This window comes from Streptococcus sp. DTU_2020_1001019_1_SI_AUS_MUR_006 (assembly GCF_032340315.1).
Classification (GTDB): Bacteria; Bacillota; Bacilli; order Lactobacillales; family Streptococcaceae; genus Streptococcus.
Genome location: NZ_CP135436.1, coordinates 578,726 through 604,746, shown reverse-complemented (window position 1 = coordinate 604,746; position 26,021 = coordinate 578,726). Strand labels below are relative to the sequence as shown.

General features: G+C 42.0%; 26 protein-coding genes and 1 pseudogene. 4 read left to right on the top strand and 23 right to left on the bottom strand.

Going from position 1 to position 26,021, the window contains the following annotated elements:
- Positions 1-26 precede the first annotated feature (26 nt).
- The 3 genes from glpO to RRU92_RS03015 form a co-directional block, all read right to left on the bottom strand.
- Positions 27-1,853, bottom strand: a complete 1,827-nt coding sequence (glpO, locus tag RRU92_RS03025; protein WP_315640366.1) for a type 1 glycerol-3-phosphate oxidase — start codon at positions 1,851-1,853, stop codon at positions 27-29.
- Positions 1,854-1,894: 41 nt separating this feature from the next.
- The gene (gene glpK, locus RRU92_RS03020) at positions 1,895-3,403 is read right to left on the bottom strand and encodes a glycerol kinase GlpK (RefSeq protein WP_075232366.1); all 1,509 of its coding nucleotides are present in this window, start codon (positions 3,401-3,403) and stop codon (positions 1,895-1,897) included.
- Between the two features lie 158 nt (positions 3,404-3,561).
- Entirely contained in the window at positions 3,562-4,989 is a 1,428-nt protein-coding gene (locus RRU92_RS03015) for a helix-turn-helix domain-containing protein (protein WP_315640364.1), read from the bottom strand.
- Positions 4,990-5,154: 165 nt separating this feature from the next.
- Here RRU92_RS03015 and hslO point away from each other — a divergent pair, with 165 nt between their 5' ends.
- Both hslO and dusB read left to right on the top strand, forming a co-directional pair.
- Entirely contained in the window at positions 5,155-6,027 is an 873-nt protein-coding gene (gene hslO / locus RRU92_RS03010; protein WP_315640363.1) for an Hsp33 family molecular chaperone HslO, read from the top strand.
- On the top strand, positions 6,014-6,994 hold the full coding sequence (gene dusB, locus RRU92_RS03005; RefSeq protein WP_315640362.1) for a tRNA dihydrouridine synthase DusB: 981 nt from the start codon (positions 6,014-6,016) through the stop codon (positions 6,992-6,994). Before hslO ends, dusB begins: the two co-directional genes overlap by 14 nt.
- Before the next feature lie 280 nt (positions 6,995-7,274).
- Here the strand turns inward: dusB and tnpA are convergent.
- The 16 genes and pseudogenes from tnpA to RRU92_RS02925 all read right to left on the bottom strand — a co-directional run bounded on the left by tnpA (position 7,275) and on the right by RRU92_RS02925 (position 20,119).
- Positions 7,275-7,744 (bottom strand): annotated as a pseudogene (gene tnpA / locus RRU92_RS03000) (IS200/IS605 family transposase).
- Positions 7,745-7,912: 168 nt separating this feature from the next.
- The gene (locus RRU92_RS02995) at positions 7,913-8,512 is read right to left on the bottom strand and encodes a response regulator transcription factor (RefSeq protein WP_281335293.1); all 600 of its coding nucleotides are present in this window, start codon (positions 8,510-8,512) and stop codon (positions 7,913-7,915) included.
- Complete coding sequence (locus tag RRU92_RS02990; RefSeq protein WP_315640360.1) at positions 8,513-9,610, bottom strand: sensor histidine kinase; 1,098 nt, start codon at positions 9,608-9,610, stop codon at positions 8,513-8,515.
- Positions 9,610-10,347, bottom strand: coding sequence for an ABC transporter permease (locus tag RRU92_RS02985; protein WP_315640359.1), 738 nt, complete (start codon positions 10,345-10,347; stop codon positions 9,610-9,612). The genes RRU92_RS02990 and RRU92_RS02985 overlap by 1 nt, the downstream gene beginning before the upstream one ends.
- A 1-nt stretch (position 10,348) precedes the next feature.
- Positions 10,349-11,233 carry an ABC transporter ATP-binding protein gene (locus tag RRU92_RS02980; RefSeq protein WP_315640358.1) on the bottom strand — a complete coding sequence of 295 codons (885 nt, stop codon included), beginning with the start codon at positions 11,231-11,233 and terminating at the stop codon, positions 10,349-10,351.
- Positions 11,220-11,414, bottom strand: coding sequence for a hypothetical protein (locus RRU92_RS02975; protein WP_281335289.1), 195 nt, complete (start codon positions 11,412-11,414; stop codon positions 11,220-11,222). The genes RRU92_RS02980 and RRU92_RS02975 overlap by 14 nt, the downstream gene beginning before the upstream one ends.
- Positions 11,411-11,617 (bottom strand): hypothetical protein, encoded by a 207-nt coding sequence (locus tag RRU92_RS02970; RefSeq protein WP_025170070.1) that lies wholly within the window; start codon positions 11,615-11,617, stop codon positions 11,411-11,413. Before RRU92_RS02970 ends, RRU92_RS02975 begins: the two co-directional genes overlap by 4 nt.
- Before the next feature lie 209 nt (positions 11,618-11,826).
- A complete protein-coding gene (locus tag RRU92_RS02965; RefSeq protein ID WP_315640355.1) occupies positions 11,827-13,494 on the bottom strand; it encodes a DAK2 domain-containing protein in 1,668 nt (555 codons plus the stop codon).
- Positions 13,495-13,496: 2 nt separating this feature from the next.
- Positions 13,497-13,862 carry an Asp23/Gls24 family envelope stress response protein gene (locus RRU92_RS02960; protein ID WP_000216431.1) on the bottom strand — a complete coding sequence of 122 codons (366 nt, stop codon included), beginning with the start codon at positions 13,860-13,862 and terminating at the stop codon, positions 13,497-13,499.
- A gap of 150 nt (positions 13,863-14,012) precedes the next feature.
- A complete protein-coding gene (gene rpmB, locus RRU92_RS02955; RefSeq protein WP_001140948.1) occupies positions 14,013-14,201 on the bottom strand; it encodes a 50S ribosomal protein L28 in 189 nt (62 codons plus the stop codon).
- Positions 14,202-14,307: 106 nt separating this feature from the next.
- Positions 14,308-14,982: a LiaF transmembrane domain-containing protein gene (locus RRU92_RS02950; RefSeq protein ID WP_315640352.1), complete on the bottom strand. Its 675-nt coding sequence runs from the start codon at positions 14,980-14,982 to the stop codon at positions 14,308-14,310.
- Positions 14,983-14,986: 4 nt separating this feature from the next.
- Complete coding sequence (locus RRU92_RS02945) at positions 14,987-15,433, bottom strand: LytTR family DNA-binding domain-containing protein (protein ID WP_006155797.1); 447 nt, start codon at positions 15,431-15,433, stop codon at positions 14,987-14,989.
- A gap of 118 nt (positions 15,434-15,551) precedes the next feature.
- Positions 15,552-16,055, bottom strand: coding sequence for a phosphatase PAP2 family protein (locus tag RRU92_RS02940; protein WP_315640351.1), 504 nt, complete (start codon positions 16,053-16,055; stop codon positions 15,552-15,554).
- A gap of 99 nt (positions 16,056-16,154) precedes the next feature.
- On the bottom strand, positions 16,155-17,915 hold the full coding sequence (locus tag RRU92_RS02935) for an ABC transporter ATP-binding protein (protein ID WP_315640349.1): 1,761 nt from the start codon (positions 17,913-17,915) through the stop codon (positions 16,155-16,157).
- Positions 17,905-19,674 carry an ABC transporter ATP-binding protein gene (locus tag RRU92_RS02930; protein WP_315640347.1) on the bottom strand — a complete coding sequence of 590 codons (1,770 nt, stop codon included), beginning with the start codon at positions 19,672-19,674 and terminating at the stop codon, positions 17,905-17,907. The genes RRU92_RS02935 and RRU92_RS02930 overlap by 11 nt, the downstream gene beginning before the upstream one ends.
- The gene (locus RRU92_RS02925; RefSeq protein WP_045613843.1) at positions 19,658-20,119 is read right to left on the bottom strand and encodes a MarR family winged helix-turn-helix transcriptional regulator; all 462 of its coding nucleotides are present in this window, start codon (positions 20,117-20,119) and stop codon (positions 19,658-19,660) included. The genes RRU92_RS02930 and RRU92_RS02925 overlap by 17 nt, the downstream gene beginning before the upstream one ends.
- 197 nt (positions 20,120-20,316) lie before the next feature.
- Here RRU92_RS02925 and RRU92_RS02920 point away from each other — a divergent pair, with 197 nt between their 5' ends.
- Positions 20,317-20,976, top strand: coding sequence for a hypothetical protein (locus RRU92_RS02920; protein WP_315640346.1), 660 nt, complete (start codon positions 20,317-20,319; stop codon positions 20,974-20,976).
- Positions 20,977-21,197: 221 nt separating this feature from the next.
- On the opposite strand, the gene RRU92_RS02915 is transcribed toward RRU92_RS02920, so the two are convergent.
- Together RRU92_RS02915 and RRU92_RS02910 are read right to left on the bottom strand one after the other, a co-directional pair.
- Positions 21,198-21,914, bottom strand: a complete 717-nt coding sequence (locus tag RRU92_RS02915) for a YebC/PmpR family DNA-binding transcriptional regulator (protein WP_045762594.1) — start codon at positions 21,912-21,914, stop codon at positions 21,198-21,200.
- A 97-nt stretch (positions 21,915-22,011) separates the two neighbouring features.
- The gene (locus RRU92_RS02910) at positions 22,012-23,382 is read right to left on the bottom strand and encodes an MATE family efflux transporter (RefSeq protein ID WP_315640343.1); all 1,371 of its coding nucleotides are present in this window, start codon (positions 23,380-23,382) and stop codon (positions 22,012-22,014) included.
- Positions 23,383-23,490: 108 nt separating this feature from the next.
- Here RRU92_RS02910 and RRU92_RS02905 point away from each other — a divergent pair, with 108 nt between their 5' ends.
- On the top strand, positions 23,491-24,045 hold the full coding sequence (locus RRU92_RS02905; RefSeq protein ID WP_153224554.1) for a GNAT family N-acetyltransferase: 555 nt from the start codon (positions 23,491-23,493) through the stop codon (positions 24,043-24,045).
- A gap of 449 nt (positions 24,046-24,494) precedes the next feature.
- Here RRU92_RS02905 and RRU92_RS02900 read toward each other — a convergent pair whose 3' ends face one another.
- Together RRU92_RS02900 and recA are read right to left on the bottom strand one after the other, a co-directional pair.
- Complete coding sequence (locus RRU92_RS02900; protein WP_315640341.1) at positions 24,495-24,689, bottom strand: PspC domain-containing protein; 195 nt, start codon at positions 24,687-24,689, stop codon at positions 24,495-24,497.
- Positions 24,690-24,864: 175 nt separating this feature from the next.
- Positions 24,865-26,019 carry a recombinase RecA gene (gene recA / locus RRU92_RS02895; protein WP_315640339.1) on the bottom strand — a complete coding sequence of 385 codons (1,155 nt, stop codon included), beginning with the start codon at positions 26,017-26,019 and terminating at the stop codon, positions 24,865-24,867.
- Positions 26,020-26,021: the final 2 nt, after the last annotated feature.

The window sequence follows — 26,021 nt, the reverse complement described above, 5'->3', positions numbered from 1 at the left end:
CTTGTCTCCCTCTCTTCTAGTTTTTCTTAATTTTTTAATGCTGCCAAGTCATTTTGAGCAAGAGCTGCTTCGACATCAACACGGTAAGTTGTTTTCTCTTCTTCTGTCCAGTCATAGAATCGTCCCATTTCATCCAAAATTGGCTCAACGATGCTATCCAAGCTATCACGCATAAAGAGCATGTGGTTGGTACGACGAAGGAGGAAGTCAACTGGGCTAAGAGCCAACTCGTTACGCATTGCATAGTGAAGGGACAAGGTGTCTGCCAAGCTGAGTCCTGGCGCTTGTTCCAAACTATGAGCAAGAGCAAAGACCTTAGGTGCATTTGAACCGTAAAGATTTGCGAGATAGTGAGCTTCCTTGCTATCCAAACCACGTGACACTCCAAGTTGCGCAAAGGCTTCGATTTCTGAGTCCACATTTGCTGGATTCAATTCTCCACCTGAAACAGGGTAAGTCTTAGAGTTGATCAGTTTAAAGCTACGGTCAAATTCTGCTTTGAGGATGTCAACTACGCGCTCCATAGCCCCTTCTGCCATCTTACGGTAGTCTGTTATTTTACCACCAGCAAGGGTCAAAAGGCCATTGTCATCACGATCTAAGCTCGAACCACGAGAAACTGCAGATGGATCCAAATGTTTCTCTGATGTGCTGCTTTCAAGCTTGCTGACAGCAGATTCAACATCTTCACGCGTTTTTTCTTTCGATAGATAAGCTTCGACAGTCGCAATCAAGCTATTGAAGCTTTCATCGCTAATAGTTCCATTATTTCCTCCATTGTAGTCAGAAGCGCTATTACCTGCAATCAATGGACGAAGACCTGCCCAGCTGCTTTCGATATCGTCAATAGTGATGTTAGCTTCTGGGAAGCGGTTGTTGACAATGCCAAGTAGGTAATCTACATCTTCTTGAGTCACTTTTGGATGTTCCAAATCGCCTGTGTAGTCTGTATCTGTTGTACCGAAGTAAGTCTTGTTTTCACGTGGGAGAACAAAGACCATACGACCGTCACCCAAACCTGTGTCAAAGTAAACTGGCTGTGAGACCTTAATCTTGCTTGAATCCACTACCAAGTGAACTCCCTTAGTTGGACGCATTTGTGAGAATTGTGTTCCCTTATTAGACAAATTGCGTACCTTATCGCTCCAAGGACCTGTTGTGTTGATCACCAGACGAGCCTTGATTTCAAAGACTTGGTCTGTCAACAAATCACGAGCTACAACACCTGTAATCTTGCCACTTTCGTCAAAGAGGAATCCTTCTGCCTTCACGTGGTTGGCAATGAGGGCACCATCTTGGTTAGCACGTTTGATGTTTTCAATCACGAGACGGGCATCGTTGTTACGGAAGTCAAGGTAAACCCCACCTCCTACCAAACCTTCTTTCTTCAAGTTTGGTTGACGTTCCAAGACTTCTTCCTTGCTCAAAACCTTGTTAGCAGCTGGCGTGTTATTAACCCCTGCCAAGAGGTCGTAAAGGTCCATAGCTACTTTAAGACGGAAGAGGCTAAAGGTCGCTCCATCCTCATCGTAAACTGGCAAGAGCATTGGGTCTGGTTTTGGAATGTGTGGTGCGATTTGTTGAACCACTGCACGTTCAGAAACTGTATCTGACACCACTTCTACGTCGAATTGTTTGAGGTAACGCAGACCTCCGTGAACCAATTTTGTTGAACGGCTTGATGTTCCTTCTGCGAAGTCCTGCATTTCAATCAAACCAGTCTCAAGACCGCTAGCTGCCGCCTGCAAGGCTACACCAGCCCCTGTGATTCCTCCACCGATAATCAAGAGGTCCAAGGTACGTTCCTGCATTTTTTGAATTGATAATTCACGTGTTTTCTTTGAAAATTCCATATTTACACACTTTCTAACTGAGTCGCTTTATTCTTCCAGTATTAGTCGTCGATTTCCGCAAATACTTGAGTTGCTTTCACAGCTTTCTTCCAGCCTTTGTAGAGTTGTTCCTTGCGAGATTCGTTCATGGATGGCTCAAAAAGTTCTCCTGTCTCATTCAAGAGTTTCAACTCATCCAAATCCTTCCAGTAGCCTACTGACAAACCTGCTAGGAAGGCTGCTCCTAGAGCAGTTGTTTCCAAGTTTTTGGCGCGTGCGATGTCGATTCCTAAGATGTCCGCTTGGAACTGCATGAGAAAGTTATTCATAGCTGCACCGCCATCCACCTTCAAGACTTGGATAGCTGTCTGAGCATCCACTTGCATGGTATCGATGATATCACGCACTTGATAAGCGATAGATTGCAAGGTTGCCTTGATAAAATCTTCTTTGCTTGTTCCACGAGTTAAGCCAAAGACAGAACCACGAGCATTTTGGTTCCAGTATGGAGCACCTAAACCTGTAAAGGCTGGAACGACATAAACTTCGTCATTATTGTGAGAGTCACGAGCATATTTTTCAGACTCTGGTGAGTTTTCAACCATGCGAAGTCCGTCACGAAGCCATTGAATGGCACTTCCTGCGATGAAGATAGAACCTTCCAAGGCATAATAAACCTTACCGTTAATTCCGTAACCAATCGTTGTCAAGAGGTTATTTTCAGACAACTGCATTTCTTCACCAGTATTCATGATGATGAAAGAACCAGTTCCATAAGTATTCTTGACCATACCTGGTTCAAAGGCCAACTGTCCAAAGAGGGCTGCCTGTTGGTCCCCAGCCATACCTGAGATTGGCACTTCTCCACCGTAGAAATGGAATGGCGCTGTCTTACCGTAGATTTCAGAGTTAGAACGAACCTCTGGCAGCATAGCCTTCGGAATGTTGAGGATTTCCAAAATCTCGTCATCCCATTTGAGTTCTTTAATGTTATAAAGCATGGTACGGGCTGCATTTGAGTAATCCGTCACGTGAGCCGCACCGTCAGTCAATTTCCAAACCAACCAAGTGTCAATCGTACCAAAGAGCAACTCACCCTTTTCTGCTCGCTCTTGAGCGCCTTCTACATGGTCCAAGATCCAACGAACCTTGGTCGCAGAGAAGTAAGCATCGATGATCAGACCAGTCTTCTCATGGAATTTCTCTACATAACCTTGTTTTTTTAGTTGTTCAGCCAAAGGCGCTGTCTGGCGAGACTGCCAAACGATGGCATTATAGATAGGAAGACCTGTCTTTTTATCCCAAACAACTGTCGTTTCACGCTGGTTGGTAATCCCGATAGCTTGGATTTGATTTGGCTTGATACCACTTTCGATAAAAGCCCCAGCGATTACTGACTGGACTGAGTTCCAAATTTCATTGGCATTGTGCTCAACCCAACCTGCTTGTGGAAAGATTTGTGTGAATTCTTTTTGACTTGAGCTGACCTTTTCCCCTTTTTTGTTAAAAATAATGGCACGAGAACTGGTAGTCCCTTGGTCAATGGCCATAATGTATTTTTCTTGTGACATGTGCTGTCCTCCTGATAAAGATCTTGAGGTTATTTCCTCTTTACAGTAACTAGTATACAAAATAAAGCGCTTTCTTGTTTATCAAGTTTTTTAAAATTTTAAAAAAAATTGATAAGATTGTGAGAATTTCACAAAAAAGACCTGGATTCCCAAGCCTTTTAAGCAAATAGTATCTGACGAATCGCTGCCAAATCTTCCATATCTAAGTCGTTTTTTAAATAATATACTGGAGTCTGGTCTTTTTTATGAATAGGATTATTGGTAACCAGCAAATCGTAGTGCCGACTAGGGTCATAGGCTTCAATAGTAATAAAACGATTGTATTCCAAATAGCGTTTCAAGATAGCAGTCATTCTTGAAAAGACAAGAAAACCCGCTGTTACATCTAGACCAATCCGCATATGATGACCGTCATTTTCTGCCATGTATTCCATCAATTGAAGCAATTCCCAAAGTATTTTTTTATCCAAGTCCGTCTCCTGCCGAAAGGCAGGTAAAGCATGAAAAATCTCCTCTGCTGTCTCTTTAAAATCATGTTCCATCAGCAAATAAGGATGACGATTCTCTAACTGGTACTTATAGCGATCTTGTAAAATATAGCCCTTGAATAGATAGACTTGGCCACAAAATTGACTCAGTTCATAGGTGACATGGTCTTCCGTATAACCGCCTAGCAACCCCTCTTTCTTCATTTTTTGAATCAGTTGCGTCAACAAATCTGCCAGCCGCCCTCCAAACCCAAGGATATACTCCATGGTATGTAGGGGCAAAATGCGATGAGAAAGAAGAAAAGAGAAGAAAATCATCATCTCACCATCCTCAGTTCCCAAAGGAATGTGTTGCCCAACAAAAAAGGACGGTGTCTTTCTCAACAAGCGAAGGTAGAAAATATTGTCAAAATAGCCTCGCATTTTATCTTCTATGACTTGAAATTGACAGGCATTGACACGTAGACGTTGTTGGCTAATATGATTCCACAAAATCAAGTCTAACTTCTGCCCCGAAGACAATTGAGCACCACAGATTTCTTCTAAACTAGCAATCTCCCGCCTTCTCTCAGGCTTTTGCATTTCATTTCCCCAGTCCTTACTCGACCAAACCTTACGTAAAAGACAGAAATAGAAATAGCGAATCTGATGCTCTGGACCGCGCCACCGGCCATTTTGGATGGATAAATCAAATTCTGACAAAAACTGATTTAAACTAGCCAAGTGGCGACCAAGTGTAGCCTCACTAATCATCAATTCTTGAGCCAGCTGATGGGCTTGAAACTGCTGGTGATAGAGCAGATATAGTAAAATCTGGTATTTCACCGCATTGTCTAAAAATAGGCGACGAATATCACGCCCCTTAGTAGTCGCACCGACTGACAAGTTGACCTGCTCTTCCTGTAGATGAATCTGTACATCTAGACCAACTGTTTGCGCTCTTTCATTTGTGAATAAGATGTACTTGGTCACAGTCGCTTTAGAGAAGCCCGTCTCCTCCATCAGTGCTTTTAAGGTCGTTTGTGACTCCTGCAATAAAAAAGAAAGGACTAAAAATTGACCAGCTTCAGCTTTTTCCATCAAGTCTCCTAAATACATTTGTTACCCCTTTCATTTTCTTCTTCAAGCATAGCATAAATTAAAAAAATGCTAAAATAATCTGTTTATCTTTTCGGTTTTTCCCTAGTTTCAAACTCAAATAATCCTCAGAATCAGCAAACACCCCACTCCCCCTTTGGGCATTTTTATGCTAAAATAATAGTTATGGATAAAATTATTAAAACTATATCAGAAAGTGGGGCCTTTCGTGCTTATGTTCTTGATAGCACTGAAACTGTCCGCACTGCTCAAGAAAAACATCAAACTCAAGCTAGCTCAACTGTTGCACTTGGCCGCACCCTTATCGCCAGCCAGATTCTCGCAGCCAATGAAAAAGGAAATACCAAGCTAACGGTTAAAGTTCTTGGAACTAGCTCTCTAGGAGCCATCATCACCGTCGCAGATACCAAAGGAAATGTCAAAGGCTACGTCCAAAATCCTGGTGTTGACATCAAAAAGACTGCAACTGGTGAAGTTCTAGTCGGACCTTTTGTTGGAAATGGTCAATTTCTCGTTATCACAGACTATGGCACTGGAAATCCTTATAACTCTATGACTCCGCTTATCTCTGGAGAAATCGGTGAAGATCTTGCCTTCTACTTAACAGAAAGCCAGCAAACTCCGTCAGCAGTTGGTCTCAATGTCCTTTTGGACGAAGAAGACAAGGTCAAGGTTGCAGGTGGCTTCCTTGTTCAAGTTTTGCCAGGAGCCAAGGAAGAAGAAATCGCTCGTTTTGAAAAACGCATCCAAGAAATGCCAGCTATCTCAACCCTTCTGGAAAGCGACGACCATATCGAAGCCCTCCTCAAAGCAATCTACGGTGACGAAGCCTACAAGCGTCTTTCCGAAGAAGAAATCCGTTTCCAATGTGACTGTAGCAAAGAACGCTTTATGAAGGCTCTTTCTAGTCTCCCAAGCTCAGACTTGCAGGAAATGAAGGACGAAGACCACGGAGCAGAAATCACTTGTCAATTCTGCCAAACAACTTACAACTTTGATGAAAACGACCTGGAGGAACTCATTCGTGACAAATCTTAATACACCTTTTATGATTGGCAATGTTGAGATTCCCAATCGTACCGTTTTAGCACCCATGGCCGGCGTGACCAACTCTGCCTTCCGTACTATTGCAAAAGAGCTCGGAGCTGGCCTTGTAGTCATGGAAATGGTCTCTGACAAAGGTATCCAATACAACAATGAAAAGACTCTTCACATGCTTCATATCGATGAAGGAGAAAACCCCGTTTCGATCCAACTTTTCGGAAGCGACGAGGATAGCCTAGCACGCGCAGCAGAATTCATCCAAGAAAACACCAAGACCGATATCGTGGATATCAACATGGGCTGCCCAGTTAACAAAATCGTGAAGAACGAAGCTGGCGCTATGTGGCTCAAAGATCCAGACAAGATCTACTCTATCATTAACAAGGTCCAATCTGTCCTTGATATCCCCCTTACTGTCAAGATGCGTACCGGCTGGGCTGACCCATCTCTGGCAGTAGAAAATGCCCTCGCCGCTGAGGCTGCAGGTGTCTCTGCACTTGCTATGCATGGCCGTACCCGTGAACAAATGTATACTGGTCACGCTGACCTCGAGACCCTTCACAAGGTTGCACAAGCTCTGACAAAAATTCCATTTATCGCTAACGGTGACATTCGCACTGTCCAAGAAGCTAAACAACGCATCGAAGAAGTCGGTGCTGATGCCGTTATGATTGGACGCGCAGCTATGGGGAATCCTTACCTCTTCAATCAAATCAATCACTACTTTGAAACTGGAGAAATCCTTCCTGATTTAACCTTTGAAGATAAAATGAACATCGCCTACGAGCACTTGAAACGCTTGATTAACCTCAAGGGAGAAAAGGTTGCGGTCCGTGAATTCCGTGGACTCGCTCCTCACTACCTCCGTGGAACATCTGGTGCAGCTAAACTTCGTGGTGCTATTTCGCAAGCTAGCACACTAGCCGAGATTGAAGCACTATTGCAATTAGATAAGGCTTAAACTTCTATACTACCTTTCGAGTAAGGGTTGATTTCTCGCCCATCTCACACCACCATACGTGTCGTTCGGCATACGGCGTTTTAACGTATAGCATTCAAGGTAACAATCCAATCCCCCCGTCTAACGGGTGGTTTGCACCAGGGTTATAAGCTCAATTACCAGCCAGCGCCTAAAGACGCTGGCTTTTACCTTGTTCAAGCTGACTCGTCACTTGCCTCTTAAAGAGGCGTGAGTATTACTTACCACTATCCCTAAAGGGATCCTCATATTCTTTCACACTTCATTTATCTAGTGCTATATCATGCTTTACTCGCTCTCAAATTTTCATACTCGTGAAGAAATCATCCACTGGATAATTTCTTTAATCTTGAATATATTTCTTAATTGTGGCTTCATTAAGTCATACTGTACTCACATAATAACCTTCCGCCCAGAAATGCCGATTTCCAAACTTATATTTCAAATTGGCGTGTTTGTCAAACATCATGAGTGCACTCTTACCTTTTAAATACCCCATAAAACTTGAAACACTTATCCTCGGTGGAATACTTACTAACATATGTACATGATCTGGCATCAAGTGTCCTTCGATAATTTCAACACCTTTATAACTACACAAGCGATGAAATATTTCTCCCAAACTACTCCGATATTGATTATAGATTACTTTTCGTCTATACTTAGGGGTGAACACAATGTGATGGAACACATCCACTTTGTGTGTGATAAACTATGAGACTTTTGTGCCATGGTTTTCTCCTTTCGCTTTACAATTGACTTGAACACCTTTATTGTATCGCGTTTGGAGTTTTTTAGTATAACCTTCGACGCGCACCTAACGGAGCGAGACGGACTAATAGTCACATAACACAAAAAATCTCTTAGATTCATTTCTAAGAGATTTTTTCTTTCTCTCCCTCACAACCAGCCTTCTTCTTCGGCAGTTTTGGCTGCTTCGGTTCGGTTGCTGGCGCCTAGTTTGGAGAGGATATTGGTCATGTAATTACGGACGGTGCCGTTTGAGAGGTAGAGCTTATCCGCAATTTCTTGGTTGGACAGCCCCTGTGCAACTCCATGCAAAACAGCGACTTCTTGCTCGGTCAAGGGATTGGGATGGGTCATCATGACTTCCATCAGCTCTGGAGAATATTCCTTGCGTCCCTCTAACACCGTATGCAGGGTTTGCATGAGTTCGGCGATGCTTCGCTCTTTCAAGACATAGGCGTCGACTCCTGCTTTGACCGCTCGTTCAAAATAACCTGGGCGTTTAAAGGTCGTAACGATAACCACCTTGATTTCAGGCACTTCTTGTTTGATCCACTCGAGCGCTTCTAGTCCTGTTTTGACTGGCATTTCGACGTCAAGGATGGCAATATCTACTGTTTCTTTCCCCAAAACCTCGATAGCTTCAGCTCCATTTTTCGCCTGCAAGACAGTCTCCACATCTGGTTGAAAGCTTAAGAGCTGGCACATGGCATCTCTAAGCATACTTTGATCTTCTGCGACTAATACTTTCATCTACTTTCTCTCCTTATAAGGCAGATGCACGCGCACCTCTGTTGGATGTTTCAAACTGACCAGCTCTACTTGACCTGAGAAGGCTGCTACACGATCTCGGACTGTATGGAGTTCATTCCCTTTTACAGTTGCAAAACCTTTCCCGTCATCTCTAACTGTCAGGAGCAATTCCTGATCTGTACGTTCCAGTTTTAGATAGGCTTTATTAGCGCTGGCATGCTTGATGATATTGGTCGCCAGTTCTAACAAAATCATAGCAGCCGTCGACTCCACATCTTGGGTCAGGCTAGCCTTGTCCAATTGATTGTCAACCTCAACTTCAATTCCAGCAATCTCCAGCATCTTCTTGACAGTCTCAAGCTCTGATGCTAAAGTCCGTAATTTCAGATTTTCCACGATGGTTCGCACTTCATTCATGGAATCCTTGCTGATCTGGTGAATTTCTTTTAATTCCTTCTCCACCTGTGGATAGGCCTGCATCTGAAATAACTGCAGGGCCAGATCTGTCTTGACACTCAGCATGGCAAAGGTATGCCCCAGGCTATCATGCAAATCCTGACCTATACGACTGCGTTCATTTTCAGCAAGCAATAGATTTATCTGGGCATTTTGCTTGGCCTGAGCTTCTTTCAAATCCTCGACAATGCGAATCCGAACCAAGCCCAATGTCATCAAATCGACAAAAGTAAGAATCCCAAGTTCAAAGGCTACAGCCTCAGTTTCGACTGACTGAAACATCATGAGTTGTCCAACAACAAGAACTTGAGCAAGAAGGAAAGTCCAGACATGAAGAGAACGTAGGCTACGCACTCTAAAATGATAAATCAAGAGATTGGCAAGGAAAAAGAAGAACCAGACATAGTTGCCATAAATAAAGACGGTATTCCCAGCTACATAGGCTAGCATGATAATCCAAAAGAGCCAGGATAATCGCTGGCTCTTGGTTGTCAAAACGCCTAAGTAAGCCACCACAAATAGAATATCAACTAGTAAATGCCAGCTAGGAATCTCCCCAACTACTGCAGAGAGGATAGGAAAAACCATAAAAATCAAACTGGCCCAAAACATATAATGTATGCTTTTCAGTTTTTCAAGCATTAAGAATTCTCCTTATGACCTTGAAGGTAAATAGTCAAACCAAATAAAACTGCTGAAAAAACAAGTAGATAAACTGTGGCTGATAAATTGATGCCACCCTCGTTTAAGAAGGTCTTGAGCAACTCCATCAACTGATAGGTTGGTAGACACTTCCCGATTGCTTGCATCCAGTCTGGAAATAAAGTGATGGGCATCCAGAGTCCGCCTAAAACAGCCAATCCTAGATAGAGAAGATTGCCCACGACAGACATCAGCTGACTAGACGGTAAGAGTGTCAGGATCAAGCCAAGCGCTACAAAAGCTACACTTCCCGCAATAAGCAAGAGCGCAGCCCCAATCCAGCTTCCTAGAGGCATATCCACACCCCTGACCAAGTGCCCAACTGAGAAAACAACCAGGATTGAAACCAAATAATCAACCATCATACTTGTTATCTTTGATAGATAATATTCTACCATATTTACTGGAGTATGGCGTAATGTTTTCTGCCAGTTGTTGATCTTATCGGTATGTAAAACAGCTGGGAATGAAAACATAGCTGTCGACATCATGGAAAAGGCCGTCATAGAGATAAGGTAGTCGCGCATAAAATTAGCCGGCCCACTTGGTGTATCCTGGTACATGCCTGAAAAGAATAAATAGAAGGCCGTCGGCATCCCTACAGATAATAGATAATAGACTAATTGTCGTTTGGTCAATAGAAATTCTATCTTGTTTAGTGCAATCCATCGTTTCATCTTAGTCATCTCCCTTTTGTGTTTCTTCAAAGATTGTATCCAGCAAGCTACGGTTAGTGACTTCAATTTCTTGAATCCTACATCCTGCCTGGACTAACCGTTCCCAGAAAGCATCCGCTTCGCGTGTGACTACTTGCAGGGCATCTTGTTTTTGTGACCAGTTTTCAACCAAGTTAGACTGTTCGACGACTTCCTTGTAAGCTAGAGGTAGGACAAAGTGCTTTTCAATCTCCTCACTGCGCATGGCTAGAGGTGTCGTATCACGGATCAATTCTCCCTTATTTAAGACCAAAATCCGGTCTGCTGTATGCTCTACTTCCTCGATATAATGAGACGAATAGAGAATGGTAACTCCCTGCGCTTTTAAGTCTTGGACAATTTCCCAAAAACGTTGACGGGTTGAAGTATCCATGGCCGCAGTTGGCTCATCTAAAAAGACAAGTTTTGGTCGCCCAATCAAGGTCAAGACAAAAGAGAAGAGACGTTTTTGCCCACCTGACAATTTTTCTGCCAACTGCTCTTTTTGTTGCTTGTCAAACTGCAATAGTTGATCAATCTCCTGGTTGCTCAAGGGATTTGGGTAAATGCTTTGAAAGAAACCAATCAACTCTTTAACCTTTAATTTCTGAACAATGACATTTTCTTGAGGGAGGTAGCCTCTAATATAGTCTAACTGAGAATTCGTCACTGGCAATCCTTGGATGGATACTTGACCGCTGGTGACCAGTTTATCTCCAAGCAAACAGTCCAAGAGTGTTGTCTTACCAGCACCATTGGGCCCAATCAAGGCGACACATTCACCTTCAGCCACCTCAAAGGAAATATCCTTCAATATAGCCTTGCCCTTGATGTTTTTATTTAAGCCTTCTACCTTAATCATGTTCATGATATTCTCCTTTCAACCACTCCTTTCCCATCGGAAAGGCGATAAAAATCATAAATCCTAGACCCCAGGCACCGCGAATGGCTTGGTGAAGGAAGGCTTGGTCAAACCAACCTGTAAACATTTCGACCAACCATACCACTAGTGATAGTCCAATAAAGAAATAGAGAATCGCTTTTTTCATTTTTCAAACTCCTTTTTCACATCTGAGACCAATTTCAAACCTTCTCGGATCAACCAAGACATCATGCCAAATCCTGCAAATAACTCCCAAGGAAAATGATAGAAGCCTTCATCCAACCCAGAAAACATGAGATAGGTCATGACTCCTGCTGCTACTAAACTCATTGCGACAATTACTTTATGTTTCATTTTTTCTTCCTCCATTTGATACATCTAGTATATCTCTTTGAGGTTATTGCCACTAGAAGCTTCTGTCATGAGGAGATATGACAAATGTCATAAAAAAATGATGGAATAGAAATTACTAGATTGGGTCAATTTTCTAGCACCAATCAGCTACTGGGTCCAAAACTCATTGCAAACCAAAAAGATCGGGAATCTTTTCCCGACCTCTTTCGTTTTCTATTTCATTCTTATTCCACACTGAAAAGATATGGATACACTGGTTGTTGACCTTGGTGGATTTCTACTTCGACATCTTCGAATTCTTCTGCGATTTCTTGGGCGATTTGGTTAGCCAATTCTTCGCTTCCATCTTCTCCAATATAGAAGGTTACGATTTCACTGTCTTCATCCAACATATGTTTCAATGTTTCAGTCAGAGTTTGGTGCATATCAGGGTTTGATACGAGGATCTTACCATCTACCATACCAAGATTGTCATTTTCATGGATTTCCAAACCATCGATAGTTGTATCACGAACGGCTGTTGTTACACTACCACTGACTACATCGCCAAGGGCTGCAGTCATACGTTCTTGGTTTTCTTCGATAGACTTGCTTGGGTCAAATGCTAGAAGGCTAGTCAATCCTTGAGGAAGAGTACGTGCTTCTACCACTACTGCTGGTTGTTCCAATACTTCAGCTGCAGATTGAGCTGCCATAAAGATATTTTTGTTGTTTGGCAAGAAAATGATGTTGCGAGCATTCACTTGCTCTACAGCCTTGACAAAATCTTCTGTAGAAGGGTTCATGGTTTGTCCACCTTCGATGACATAGTCCACACCTTGAGCACGGAAGATGTCTGCCAAGCCTTGTCCAGCTACTACTGCGATAAGGGCGTATTCTTTTTCTTCAGCTGGTTTGCTGACTTGAGTTGCTTCTTTTTCCACTTGTGCTTCGTGTTGGTTACGCATGTTATCGACTTTAACCTTAACCAAGCTACCATATTTCAGACCTTCTTGCATAACAAGTCCTGGATCTTCTGTATGGACGTGAACTTTAACGATTTCGTCGTCGTTGACAACAAGCAGAGAATCCCCAAGGTCGTTCAAATAGTTACGGAATTCTTCGTAGTCAAACTCTTTAGCATAAGTTGGGCCTTGCTTAAGGGCAACCATGATCTCCGTACAGTAACCAAAGGTAATGTCTTCAGTTGCTACATGTCCGGCTACAGATTTGTGGTGTTCTGCATTGATCATCTCACCCATATTCGCTGGAGTCGCTACAAAGTCTTCAGACGCACTGTATTCACCAGTAAGAGCTGAAAGGAAGCCTTCGTAGATGAAGACCAAACCTTGACCACCTGAGTCTACAACTCCAACTTCCTTCAATACTGGAAGCATGTCTGGAGTCTTAGCAAGGGCTGTTTTAGCTCCTTCCAAAGCTGCACGCATAACCTCAATAGCATCGTCTGTCTGCTCGGCTTTTTTCTTAGCACCAATGGCAGCACCACGTGATACAGTCAAGATTGTTCCTTCAACTGGCTTCATAACAGCCTTGTAGGCTACTTCAACACCAGATTGGAAGGCAAGAGCTAGGTCTTTTCCTGTTAACTCTTCTTTTGTCTTGATGGCTTGTGAGAATCCGCGGAAAAGCTGTGAAGTGATAACTCCTGAGTTCCCACGCGCACCCATCAAAAGACCTTTAGCCAAGATACTTGCAGCCTCACCAACAGTTGAAGCTGGTTTGTCTGCTACTTCTTTAGCACCATTTTCGATAGTCATTCCCATGTTTGTTCCTGTATCTCCATCTGGAACTGGGAAGACGTTCAATGAGTTGACATATTCGGCTTGCTTGTTCAAACGAGTAGATGCAGCCTGTACCATTTCTTGAAATAAGCTTGTAGTAATATTTGACACGATTATTCTCCTACAACTTTGATATTTTGAATGTAGACATTCACAGTTTGAGCAGTGATGCCAAGTTGGTTTTCCAAACTAAAGCGTACACGCTCTTGGATGTTTTTTGAGACTTCACTAATCTTAGTTCCGTAGCTCAACACGGTATATACATCAACTGCAATGCTACCATCTTCGGCCGCTTTTACAACGACACCTTTAGAATAATTTTCCTTCCCAAGGAGGGCTTGGAAATTATCTTTGAGGGCTTTCTTACTTGCCATACCGACCACACCAAAAATCTCAGTTGCTGCACCGCCTACAACGGTAGCAATCACTTCATCTGTTAGTTCGATTTGACCATCTTTTGTATTAATTTTTACAGTCATTTTTTCTACCTCAACTAGTTGATACTCTATTTTATCATATTTCAAGCCAAGTGTAAAAGCAGAATACTGTATCGGCGGATATTTGCTCCTTTGACGAGGTTTTTTGAACTCAGAGCAAAAGAAAAAGACCTGATGGCCTTTTACTCTTTATTAAACGCGTTCTACTTTACCTGATTTCAAAGCACGAGCTGAAGCCCAAACTTTTTTAGGTTTACCATCGATAAGTACAGTAACTTTTTGAAGGTTTGGTTTTACGGCACGTTTTGTTTGGTTCATCGCGTGTGAACGGTTGTTTCCTGATACAGTCTTACGACCTGTAAAGTAACATACTTTAGCCATTTGTGTTTTCCTCCTATTAGATCTAATATAGCGGATGTGCTAGCACCACATACTGTACTATGTTATCACACTTTCTCTTTTTTGGCAAGGGGATTGGAAGATTTTTTTATTTAACGTAAACAACTCCTAATTTCCCAAAAGCTACATCTCCACGGATAATCAAAGTTTTGCTGGTTGGGGCTACAGGAGCATCTGCCTTGGCCGCACCACAAAAAGTCTCTACCTTTAGATCTACTCTCCAGTGTTGAGGCACGTAGATAACTGCATTCCCAAAACCGACTTCGATATTCAGAGTAGCGAAATCACCTAACATCTCTGCATTGTCATAATAGATTTTGGCATTCCCAAATCCGACCTCAAACTCATCTTCTACCAATTCTTGATCTTGCTTGTAAAATGTACCCGCTCCAAAAGCGACTTCCTTGTCTGTCAGAATGGTCTTTTCACCGTCATACCACCATTTTTTTCCATTCCAAGTTCTGTTAGAATGAGTGAGTGCGCTGACACCCATTACGATTAAAATACTTGCCCAGAACAATGACTGATTGGGAATCGGTAAAATGTCATAAAAATGATTAGCAATCATGAGGGCCACTAGGGCTGTAAAGGAGGCTGAAGTAAAATGACGACGAAGGATTGCTTCAACTGATTGATAGGCAAAAAATCCAATACCAATCAAAGGCCAAATGTGCCCTCCCAGAGAAGGGATTCCAAAATTCCCCTGCAATAACACTAAAGCTGCCAATACTAGCAACACAATACCAAATGCTTTCTTTTTCATGTTCTTACCTCATGTTTCTTAGATTTTCTTTTAGGAGGGATTGGTAGTGCCGTGACACGTGAACCTCCTTGTGGGTCTGATAAAAGGAAATAGTGCCTGTCCCTGAGAAGGACTTGTCCACTGAGTAGACCTGCCGAAGATTGGCTATGGTCGACTTGGATACCCGACTGAAATAGCGGGGCAGGATGGACTCTAACTCATAAAGCTTGAGTCTCACCTCGTAGGCCTCTTTCTGGGTATGGGCGTAAATCTTGCTACCTTCCGTCTCAAAGAAGAGGATTTCTGCCAAGTCTAAGTAGTACTCACCCGTCCCCTTATAAAAGATCAACCTAGGAGCCTTGGTTTCTTGCAAGAGTCGTTGCAAGTCAGCTATTTCATCTGTCAGGGCTGCAGCCTTGATGACAATCTCTGTCTCAGTTAATTCACTATCAATCTCGATTCGTAACTTCATCCTATCTCCTTTCTGCATCTACTATACCAAAGGCCAGAAGACTTTACAAGGGCAAAAAAGCAAGTGGTCACTTTTGACCCGTAAGTGGTTACGAGGCCAAGCCCACTTGCTTTGCTTTTTAGAAAATAAAGAAAAGAATTCCCAAGATGAGACCACAGGCGTAGCCAACTAAAACATCCTTGGGATAATGAACACCACCTAAAACCCGCACAAATCCGAGAAGAGCTGAGAAGACCAACAAAACCAACCCCACAGGAAGATTTGCATGCAGGCAAGCCATGGAAATGATGGTTGCTGAAAAGACATGGCGACTAGGCATTGAATTACCAGAACTGTCCTTATCTAGTAGCGGAATAATTTCCCAAGTTTCATAGGGACGTGGTTGATTGATCCACTTACGCACCAGCGTCAATAGGACAAAGCCAGAAGCTGGCACTAAGATATAGGTGGCAAATTCTTTCCCCAAGCCCTTGCTTATAAGACTTGTCCCCAACAAAGTCAAGTAGGCTAAGGGCATCAGAACTGTCATCATGCGATTAAAAACTCGCATCAATTGTAATAGCTGTGGATGTTGAAGGAGACTTGATTTCCTTTTATCGTACCACTCTTGATAGTTTTTCATATATTTTCTCGTTATTTTTAGATTTTGCACAAGAAGCCTACTAGCATCTCCTACTCTAGTATAGAGTAGAAAAAGAAGGCCGTCAAGCCTTCTTTGGTTTTATTCTTCTACTTCATCTTCTGTAAATTGACTATTGTAGAGATCAGCATAGAAACCACCCTGAGCCATAAGCTCCTCATGATTTCCTTGTTCGATGATATTTCCATCTTTCATGACAAGAATCAAATCAGCATTACGAATAGTTGACAAACGATGGGCAATAACAAAGGATGTGCGTCCCTCCATCAAACGGTCCATGGCTTTCTGAATCAACTCCTCTGTACGTGTATCGACTGAAGAGGTCGCTTCATCAAGAATCAAGAGCGGAGCATCCTTGAGAAGGGCACGAGCGATGGTCAAGAGCTGTTTCTGTCCGACGGACAAGGTCACTGTATCATCCAAAACAGTATCGTATCCATCAGGTAAGGTTGTGATAAAGTGGTGGATCCCTACTGCTTTGGCAGCTTCAATCACACGTTCATCACTGATACCTGTTTGATTATAAATGAGATTGTCTCGAATGGTTCCTTCAAAGAGCCAGGTATCCTGCAAGACCATTGAAAAGGCATCGTGCACTTCTGAGCGCTTCATAGCCTTGGTATCCACACCATCGATGCGAATACTTCCCTTATCAATCTCATAGAACTTCATCAAGAGATTGACAATAGTAGTCTTACCCGCTCCAGTCGGCCCAACAATGGCAACCTTTTGCCCTGCATGAGCTGTCGCAGAAAAATCATGAATGATCGTTTTCTCAGGAGTATAGCCAAAGGCAACTCTGTCAAAGACCACATCACCCTTCATGCCAGTCAATTGTCTTTCCTTATGAGATTCATCTTCCATCTCAGCTTCTCCTAGAAACTCAAAAACACGTGTCATAGCTGCACTAGCCTGTTGCAAGCTGGTAATTCCTTGGGCAATCTGTGATAAGGGTTGCGAGAAGGTTCGAACATAAACCATAAAAGCTACGATAATCCCAATACTGATATGGCCTTCAAGAGCCAAGGCAGCACCGACGATAACAACCAAAACATAACTAAAGTTTCCGACAAAGAACATAGCAGGCATCATGATGCCAGAAATAAACTGAGATTTCCAGATACTATCATGTAGATTTTGATTCAATCCTGCGAATGTTTCTTTAGTGGTGTCCACAGCGTTATAGCTGGTCACAACATTGTGGCCAGAGTACATTTCTTCCACATAACCATTGACAGCTGCTAAATTATTTTGTTGGGCTTTAAAGTAACCCTGTGACTTGGCCATAATGACTGAAACAGCTGCAAAACCTACAAGGGTTGAAATAACTGTTACCAATGCCAAAATCCAGTTCATGCCAAACATGGTAATCAAAACAGCAATCAGTAGAAAGCTAGCTGAGAGCACTGTTCCCAGACTTTGGTTGAGGGACTGAGCCGCCGTATCGACGTCATTGGTTACACGAGATAGAGTATCTCCTTGAGAATGACGGTCAAAATAAGCAAGTGGCAGACGATTAATTTTTTCAGCGATAGCTGTCCGCAAGCGTTTTGAAAAATGTTGGATACTCGTTGAAAAGATATAGGCTTGCGTATAGTTGAGAATGGCACCAAGCACATACAAAATAGCTAAAAAGCTGGCGATACTTGACACAGCTACCAAATCGATTTCTGTAGCCAAGCCATCTGAAATCAAGTTGGTGATTTCCTTAATCTTAGTTGGTCCATAAACCGTGATGATGCTTGAACATACAGCCGCCACAACTGCAACTAGTAGGGGAAGTTGGAGACCTGCTAGAAAAGGTTTATATTGTTTCCATAAGGACATTTTCTTATTTTCCATGTTCCAATTCCTCCTTCGATAGTTGTGAATAGGCAATTTCTTGATAAACTTCGTTAGTTGCAAGAAGTTCCTTGTGGGTGCCTTGTCCCACGACTTTCCCCTGATCCAAGACTAAGATCAGGTCAGCGTCCATGATGGTTGAAATGCGTTGGGCAACGATCAACTTGGTCATGGATTGTGTCTTTTCAGCTAATACTTGGCGCAAGATACGGTCTGTCTTGTAGTCCAAGGCTGAGAATGAATCGTCAAAAATGAGAATCTCTGGCTTACGAGCCAAGGCACGCGCAATGGCCAAACGTTGTCTTTGACCTCCTGAGAAGTTAGTCCCACCTTGAGCCACTTCTGAAGCTAGACCTGCTTCCTTATCTTCGATAAAGTTTTTAGACTGGGCCAATTCCAAAGCTTGCCACATGGCAGTCTCACTTAGTGGCGTTTCTTGACTCTTACCAAAGTCGAGATTGCCCTTGACATCTCCTGAGAAGAGGACTGCTTTTTGTGGGATATAGCCGACTTTATTACGCAAATCTTCCAAGTCGTAATCTTTCACATTGACACCGTCCACTAGGATTTCCCCATCAGATACATCATAAAAACGAGGCAAGAGGTTCACAAGCGTAGATTTACCAGAACCAGTTGAGCCGATAAAGGCAATGGTTTGTCCTGCTTCTGCCTTGAAACTGACATGCTCCACAACCGCTTCTGAGTTTTTAGAGTAACGGAAGGTTACATCACGGAATTCCACTTGACCTTGAACAGATGCTTCTGCAGTCTGTGGTTGACTAGGATTTTCAATAGAAGAATGCAAGTCCAGCACTTGATTGATACGTCCTGCAGAAACCAAGGTACGAGGAAGGACGATAAAGAGAGCACCCATGAGCAAGAAGCCCATCACGACCTGCATGGCATAAGACATGAAGACCACCATATCACTAAAGAGTGGCAGACGTTCTGTCAGGCTAGCATCGTTGATAAGATAGGCACCAATCCAGTAAATTGCAAGGATCAAGCCACTAGAAATCGCCTGCATAATTGGGTTCATAATGGCCATTAAGCGACTAACAAAGAGATTGAGTCGCGTGACTTCTTCATTAGCTTCTTCGAATTTCTGATCTTGATAATCCTCAGCATTATAAGCACGAACAACCCGAATTCCTGTCAAGCTTTCACGAGTGATACTATTGAGTTTATCTGTCAATTTTTGAATGACAGATTGTTTAGGAAAGGCCAGAGTCATGAGAACAGTTGTCATCAGAACATTGACGATAACAGCCACTACTACTGCCCAGAGCCAGTATTCAGATTTGCCAAGGATTTTACCGATGGCCCAAATAGCCATGATAGGTCCACGTGTTACCACCTGGAGTCCCATAGTAAAAAGCATCTGAATCTGCGTGATATCGTTGGTCGTCCGAGTCAAAAGACTGGGGATTGAAAAACGTTTAATCTCTGTCTGTGAAAAATCCAGAACTCGATTAAAAATATCGCTTCTTAGATGAGTTGTGTAAGTTGCTGCAACACGAGAGGCGAAAAATCCAACCGCTACCGACGACATAAAGGCAAGTAGAGATAAGCCCATCATCTTAGTTGCTGGGGACCAAAGATCTCCTAGCTCTGTGCCTGGTGTTCCAAGCAATTCTGTTATTCTTGAAACGTAAGTCGGTACTTCTAACTCTAGATAGACCGAGCAACAGGTAAAGAGAACAGTCACAAAAATCATGCCCCACTCTCTTCCTGTGATACGTTTAGCGAGTTTCTTCATTCTTACCTCCCATTTTATCTACATTAGCCTGTAGTAGACCCATGACTTCTTCAAAAACAGCTAGTTTTTCCTCAGAAATTCCATCAAGTAGACTACGGTCAATTCGATCAAAGAAAGACTTGATTGGCTTCATCTGAGAGCGTGATTTGTCCGTCAATCGAACGTACTTAGCTCTCTTGTCATTTGGATTCACTTCCAATTCCACCAAACCATTTTGCACCATACGCTTCACTAAATTACTAGCAACTGACTTGGTGACATTGAGTTCTTGTTCAATATCCTTGATTAACACCGCCTGTTCAGACTCCTCACGATAGTCTAAAAATCGTATGACTTGGCCCTGCGGTCCGCCCATAAATTCAATACCACAACGTTTAGCTTCCTTTTGCACCATAAGGTGAACCTGATGACCAAAACGTTTAAAAGCTAACATCGGCTTATCCATGATTGCTCCTTTTTACACATAAATAGTTCTCACGAGAACCAATTAGTTTTCATGAGAACTATTTTATCACTTTCAAATAGGATGTCAAGAAAAAAGTTTCTATGAGAACTATTTCGATATAAATTGACAATAGTTGATAATTTATCTATAATAGGCACTAACTTGTCTGATTACACTAGAAATGGGAGAACTTTCAAATGAAACAAGAAGAGTATAAAACCTTAGGAACCCTTGCTGTCATTTTTGGAGCTGGTGCTCTTTTATGTTCTCGGATACCAATTGTCAATGGTCTATCCTTTCTCTTTGGATTTGTTGCCTTGATCTTAGGAGTCATCGGCATTGGCCTCAATCTCCAAAATCAAAAAACATTAGCTATGATTGGTTCAAGCTTTGGCCTCATTTCCATTATCATTGTACTGATAAGCCAACTGCTGTTCACTCCTATCTTCGCTGATTTTATAAGAGGCTATCGTAGCTCTTCTAATTATCTCATGGAAGAACCAACCAATGAAGATTGGCCAAATAGTACCATTGATGAATATGAAGAGGAAGAAGAGATATTTACCTGGACTCAAGAACAGTTTGATGCCTTAATAGAGGGCGACCCTTCCAACCAAGGGCAAGGCGGTAGCAATTACAAAGACATTATCAGTGAACATGGGATTCCAGATTCTGAAGTAGATTCAAGTGACAGTGATTATGAAACCAAAAGAATCACCTACCTCTCCCTAGGTTCACCTAGTAAGGCAGTTGTTTTAAACTTTGTAAAGCAGAAAAATGGTCAGTTTCTTCTGATTCATAAATTTGCTGTCGGACTGGATCGAAAAGAACAATCTGATTCTGGAGTGAAAGTTTAACATAACTAAAAAGGTACTGGGAATAGCAATCGGTAGACCAAGCCTCGATTTCTAAATCCCAACACCACGATATTTCCACAATCCATTGGATTATGGACAATTATAGATTACTAATAACGTTTTGAGCAAAAGAGATTTTCGTCTCTTTCCTGCCCTTTTGTCATCACAGGATAAACAAACCCCTTGAAAATATTGAATTTTCAAAGGGGTTATTTTTATTCTTAGAATCCGTCTACGTTTGTGTAGATTTTTTGTACGTCTTCGTCGTCTTCAAGTACTCCGTAAAGTTTTTCAAATGTTTCCAAATCTTCACCTGACAACTCAACTTCTGATTGTGGAATCATTTCCAATTCAGTTACTTGGAATTCTTCAATACCAGATTCACGCAAAGCAACGATAGCCTTGTGAAGGTCAGTTGGTGCAGTGTAGACAGTGATTGTTCCTTCTTCTGCTTCTACATCATCTACATCAACATCTGCTTCAAGCAAGAGTTCAAAGATAGCATCAGCATCTTCACCTGCAAAGACGATAACACCTTTGTTGTCAAAGAGGTAAGATACAGAACCTGAAGCTCCCATGTTCCCACCGTTTTTACCAAAGGCAGCACGCACGTTGGCAGCTGTACGGTTAACGTTTGAAGTCAAAGTATCAACGATCAACATAGAACCATTTGGTCCGAATCCTTCGTAACGTCCTTCTGTAAAGGTTTCGTCTGTATTTCCTTTTGCCTTATCGATTGCTTTATCAATAACGTGCTTTGGAACTTGTGCTTGTTTAGCACGGTCGATAACGAATTTCAAAGCAGTGTTTAGTTCTGGATCTGGCTCACCTTTTTTAGCTGCTACATAGATTTCTACACCAAATTTTGCATATACTTTAGAGTTAGCTCCATCTTTAGCCGTTTTCTTAGCTACGATATTGGCCCATTTACGTCCCATTAGGAATCTCCTTTTTTCACATTTTAATCTTTCTTATTATAACACAAGTCTATCCGATTTTCACTAGAGGAAATGGATTTTTCTTTTGTAAATTAAGCTAGGATTTCCCGCCAGTAGCCAAGAGTTTTTTGCCTTCTTTGATCCATGGATGTTTGGAAAGTGAGAAGTAAAGTTGGGCAGTCATAACTAGCCAGAGAAGGGGCTCACATAGAATCACACCTGTATAACCTGTCCAAGGAATAATCCAAGCCACGAAAATAATTTTACCAAAAAACTCGATAAAGCTTGATACAAGTGGCAAGAATTTTTGACCGAGACCCTGCAAGCTATTTCTATAGATCAATAAAAGACTCAAAAACGGATAGAATACAGAACTGATGCGTAGGTACAAAGCCCCATTTTCAATCAAGTAACCGTCTGTCGAACTTGCCAGGAAAGAAACTAGGCTAGGACTTGCAAAAAATAGGAATACACAAGCAAAGGTTGCCCAAGCCATACTGATATAACTCCCTAGTCGAAGACCGTGGACAATGCGATCTGGACGTTTTGCACCAAAGTTTTGAGAGATAAAAGTCGTCATCGATGCTGAGATAGCCGTCATTGGCAATAAGGCAAAAGCCATGATTCGGCGTGCTGCTGTCTGAGCACTGATAATGACTGCTCCAAAACTATTGACAGAGGATTGCAAAATAACACTTCCGACAGAGACGATTGAACCCATCAAGCCCATGGCTAGCCCCTGCTCTAAGAGATCGACATAGAGGGCCTTATTCCATTTAAAATCCTTCAACCTAGGAAGGAGCTCTGGAACACTCTTTCGGATATAGAAATAACAAAGGATAGCTGACAAACCCTGGGATATAATGGTTGCAAGACCTGCAGACTGAACTCCCAACTGCAATTGTGTAATAAAATATAAATCCAGGATGACATTAACGATGGCTGAGAAAATAAGAAAACCAAGCGCAGCAAGGCTATCACCAACAGATCGTAGCAAACCTGCAAAAAGATTATAAGCAAAGCTCACTCCCACACAGCTAACAATCATGGAGATATATTCATAGGACTGAGGGAGAATTTCTACAGGTGTTTCTAGGTACTGTAAGAGTGGATAAAGACCAAAAAAGCCCATCAACATGACAAGCACACTCAAGATAATCCCTAAAATCCAAGTTGCTGCGACAGCTTCCTTAATCTTTTCAAAATTACGAGCGCCGTAGAGACGTGCAATAACAACACCCATCCCATTTCCAACACCGAGAGCAAAGCCGATAATCAAATCAAAAATGGCTGTCGTTGCTCCGACTGCCGCCAAGGAATCTTGCCCTAAAAAACGCCCAACAATCAAGATATCAGCTGTATTGTAAAGTTGCTGAAAGATATTGGACAGTAGAATCGGTAATGCAAAACTAATTAGCGCGGGAAGGATGGGACCATGAATCAGGTCCACCGTTGATTTTTTATTCATAAGGCTATTATATCAGCTTTCCAGTAGGGGAACAAGGGAGTTTGGATAAGAAAGCGTTGCCTAGATACAAACAATCTGGTATAATCGTGACAGAAAAGGAGGCCATGTATGAGCTTAACCAGCCAGTTAATTACAGATGTATTCCCAGACCTTAAGAAAGTTGACCAATTAAACAAGGAAGCCTTTCCTGAAGAAGAACGGGTCCCTTTGGAAGAATTTTTAAGTTACCAGGATAGAGATGATGCTCACTTTTTCGCTTTCTATAACGAGGAAGAATTTGTCGGCTTCGCTTTTGCCATTTCCAACCAAAAAGCTTTCTACATTAGCTTTTTTGCCATTATGCCCCATCTCCGTAGTCATGGATACGGGAGAGAAATCATTGAAAAACTCATTGATTTTTACCAACGTACCATGATTCTTGAAGTGGAGCGGTTGGACGAAGATTGTGATAACCTCGAACAACGAAAAGCCCGCATGGACTTCTACCTACAAAACGGCTTCAAAACAGCCAATGCTTTTTTGGAGTACGAAGGTCTTAGTTTTGAGATTCTATATCGTGGCGACCACTTTGATGAAGAAGCCTATCGGAATATCTTCCAAAAATTACAAGAAGAAAATTATTTTGACTTCCACATCGAGTACCGTCGCTTTAGTGAACACTAATCTATACTGCAGTCTTTAACTTCCCAGTAAGAAACTGCAAACTTCTCGACAATGAAAACTCAATCACCTGTGCTACAGGTGATTTTTTTGTGATTCCGAAATCAAATAGCAGAAAGTTTTGCTAAATCCATCAAAATATAGTAGATTGAATCTAGAATAGTGCATTACGACTGCTAAAAATATTTCTAGAAATAAGTTTGACTTTCCTAATCGAATTGTTCATCCCTTATTTCAATCTACTATAGTATTTTCTATTCAATCTGCTACACAACAAAATTATAGTAGATTGAATCTATAATAGTACATCACGACTGCTAAAAATATTTCTAGAAATAAGTTTGATTTTTCTAATCGAATTGTTCATCCCTTATTTCAATCCACTATAAATAAGGCTGAAACAATTTTGTTTCAGCCTTATCTTGATTTCTCTTATAAAGATATCACTAAGTTTACGCTTCTGTTCCTGCTTCAGGCATAAGGAGCCAGAGAATGAGATAAGCAAGAATTCCTGAACCACCTAGCAAAGTGAAGAGGATCCAAAGTCCACGAACAAGTGTTGCATCAATATCTAAATAGTCAGCAAGACCTGCACAAACACCTGCAATTTTTTTATCTTGAACATTGCGAACTAAACGTTTTTCCATACCAACAGTCTCCTTGTATTACTTTTGTTTTCAATTTATTTTATCATCAAATTATCTGCTTTGCAATTGTCTTCCTCATTTTTACTGTGAAAATCTGTCATTCCTGCTCTCATAACCTTGTTTCTTTATTCTCATATAGCAGAAAAAGTGGGGATTCCTCCGCCACTTTTACTTTTTAATCTTCAATTTCGATTTCAAGATCATCGCCAAGGTCAAGAGTCACTTCTTGATTAGTTACTTCTGATTCCACAGGTGCAACTTTTTCATCAGCTACTGCATCATCTTCAATCAAGCCAAACTTGACACGAACTTGGTGGTCAATTTCATCAAAGATTTCTGGGTGATCTGCCAAGTATTTCTTAGCATTTTCAGAACCTTGACCAATCTTTTCGTCTTTGTAAGAATACCATGCTCCTGCTTTCTTGATGATGTCAAGATCACTTGCAATCTTCAAAAGCTCCCCAGTTCTTGAAATTCCTTCACCATACATGATTTCAACAAAGGCTTCTTTAAATGGTGGAGCTACCTTATTTTTAACAACCTTAATCTTGGTTTCCTTACCTACGCTCGTATCTTTTTGGTCACCAGTTCCCTTGATTTGTGTGCTTCCACGAACATCCAAACGGACAGAAGCGTAGAATTTAAGGGCACGTCCACCAGGAGTTGTCTCTGGATTACCAAACATAACTCCTACTTTTTCACGCAATTGGTTAATGAAGATAGCAATTGTCTTAGTCTTATTAATAGAAGCTCCGAGTTTACGCATAGCCTGGCTCATCATACGAGCTTGAAGACCAACGTGGCTATCTCCGATATCTCCATCGATTTCTGCACGAGGTACAAGGGCAGCAACTGAGTCGATAACAACAAGGTCAACCGCACCTGAGTCAATCAATTTCCCAGCAATTTCAAGACCTTGCTCACCTGAATCTGGTTGTGACAAGAGCAATTCATCGATATTAACACCAAGCGCTGCTGCATAGGCTGGGTCAAGCGCGTGCTCCGCATCGATAAAGGCAGCAATTCCGCCTTCTTTTTGTGCTTGTGCTACAGCGTGAAGGGCTACTGTTGTCTTACCTGATGATTCTGGCCCGTAGATTTCAATGATACGTCCCTTTGGATAACCACCTGAACCAAGTGCAATATCAAGAGCCAAAGAACCTGAACTCATCACTTGGACCTTTTGCTCTGCACGTTCACCCAAGCGCATGATTGACCCCTTCCCAAAGTCTTTTTCAATCAATTTAAGGGCATCGTTTAGGGCTTTTTCACGATCAGCACCAAATTTTTTGCCAATTTCGTCTAATTTTTTTGTTGGTTTTTTCGCCATTT

What these genes read in the sequence shown, in the direction of transcription:
- glpO (WP_315640366.1), bottom strand. Translation starts at nt 1,853, where the DNA reads ATGGAATTTTCAAAGAAAACACGTGAATTATCAATTCAAAAAATGCAG.
- glpK (WP_075232366.1), bottom strand. Translation starts at nt 3,403, where the DNA reads ATGTCACAAGAAAAATACATTATGGCCATTGACCAAGGGACTACCAGT.
- RRU92_RS03015 (WP_315640364.1), bottom strand. Translation starts at nt 4,989, where the DNA reads ATGTATTTAGGAGACTTGATGGAAAAAGCTGAAGCTGGTCAATTTTTA.
- hslO (WP_315640363.1), top strand. Translation starts at nt 5,155, where the DNA reads ATGGATAAAATTATTAAAACTATATCAGAAAGTGGGGCCTTTCGTGCT.
- RRU92_RS02995 (WP_281335293.1), bottom strand. Translation starts at nt 8,512, where the DNA reads ATGAAAGTATTAGTCGCAGAAGATCAAAGTATGCTTAGAGATGCCATG.
- RRU92_RS02990 (WP_315640360.1), bottom strand. Translation starts at nt 9,610, where the DNA reads ATGCTTGAAAAACTGAAAAGCATACATTATATGTTTTGGGCCAGTTTG.
- RRU92_RS02985 (WP_315640359.1), bottom strand. Translation starts at nt 10,347, where the DNA reads ATGAAACGATGGATTGCACTAAACAAGATAGAATTTCTATTGACCAAA.
- RRU92_RS02980 (WP_315640358.1), bottom strand. Translation starts at nt 11,233, where the DNA reads ATGAACATGATTAAGGTAGAAGGCTTAAATAAAAACATCAAGGGCAAG.
- RRU92_RS02975 (WP_281335289.1), bottom strand. Translation starts at nt 11,414, where the DNA reads ATGAAAAAAGCGATTCTCTATTTCTTTATTGGACTATCACTAGTGGTA.
- RRU92_RS02970 (WP_025170070.1), bottom strand. Translation starts at nt 11,617, where the DNA reads ATGGAGGAAGAAAAAATGAAACATAAAGTAATTGTCGCAATGAGTTTA.
- RRU92_RS02960 (WP_000216431.1), bottom strand. Translation starts at nt 13,862, where the DNA reads ATGACTGTAAAAATTAATACAAAAGATGGTCAAATCGAACTAACAGAT.
- rpmB (WP_001140948.1), bottom strand. Translation starts at nt 14,201, where the DNA reads ATGGCTAAAGTATGTTACTTTACAGGTCGTAAGACTGTATCAGGAAAC.
- RRU92_RS02950 (WP_315640352.1), bottom strand. Translation starts at nt 14,982, where the DNA reads ATGAAAAAGAAAGCATTTGGTATTGTGTTGCTAGTATTGGCAGCTTTA.
- RRU92_RS02945 (WP_006155797.1), bottom strand. Translation starts at nt 15,433, where the DNA reads ATGAAGTTACGAATCGAGATTGATAGTGAATTAACTGAGACAGAGATT.
- RRU92_RS02940 (WP_315640351.1), bottom strand. Translation starts at nt 16,055, where the DNA reads ATGAAAAACTATCAAGAGTGGTACGATAAAAGGAAATCAAGTCTCCTT.
- RRU92_RS02935 (WP_315640349.1), bottom strand. Translation starts at nt 17,915, where the DNA reads ATGGAAAATAAGAAAATGTCCTTATGGAAACAATATAAACCTTTTCTA.
- RRU92_RS02930 (WP_315640347.1), bottom strand. Translation starts at nt 19,674, where the DNA reads ATGAAGAAACTCGCTAAACGTATCACAGGAAGAGAGTGGGGCATGATT.
- RRU92_RS02925 (WP_045613843.1), bottom strand. Translation starts at nt 20,119, where the DNA reads ATGGATAAGCCGATGTTAGCTTTTAAACGTTTTGGTCATCAGGTTCAC.
- RRU92_RS02920 (WP_315640346.1), top strand. Translation starts at nt 20,317, where the DNA reads ATGAAACAAGAAGAGTATAAAACCTTAGGAACCCTTGCTGTCATTTTT.
- RRU92_RS02915 (WP_045762594.1), bottom strand. Translation starts at nt 21,914, where the DNA reads ATGGGACGTAAATGGGCCAATATCGTAGCTAAGAAAACGGCTAAAGAT.
- RRU92_RS02910 (WP_315640343.1), bottom strand. Translation starts at nt 23,382, where the DNA reads ATGAATAAAAAATCAACGGTGGACCTGATTCATGGTCCCATCCTTCCC.
- RRU92_RS02905 (WP_153224554.1), top strand. Translation starts at nt 23,491, where the DNA reads ATGAGCTTAACCAGCCAGTTAATTACAGATGTATTCCCAGACCTTAAG.
- RRU92_RS02900 (WP_315640341.1), bottom strand. Translation starts at nt 24,689, where the DNA reads ATGGAAAAACGTTTAGTTCGCAATGTTCAAGATAAAAAAATTGCAGGT.
- recA (WP_315640339.1), bottom strand. Translation starts at nt 26,019, where the DNA reads ATGGCGAAAAAACCAACAAAAAAATTAGACGAAATTGGCAAAAAATTT.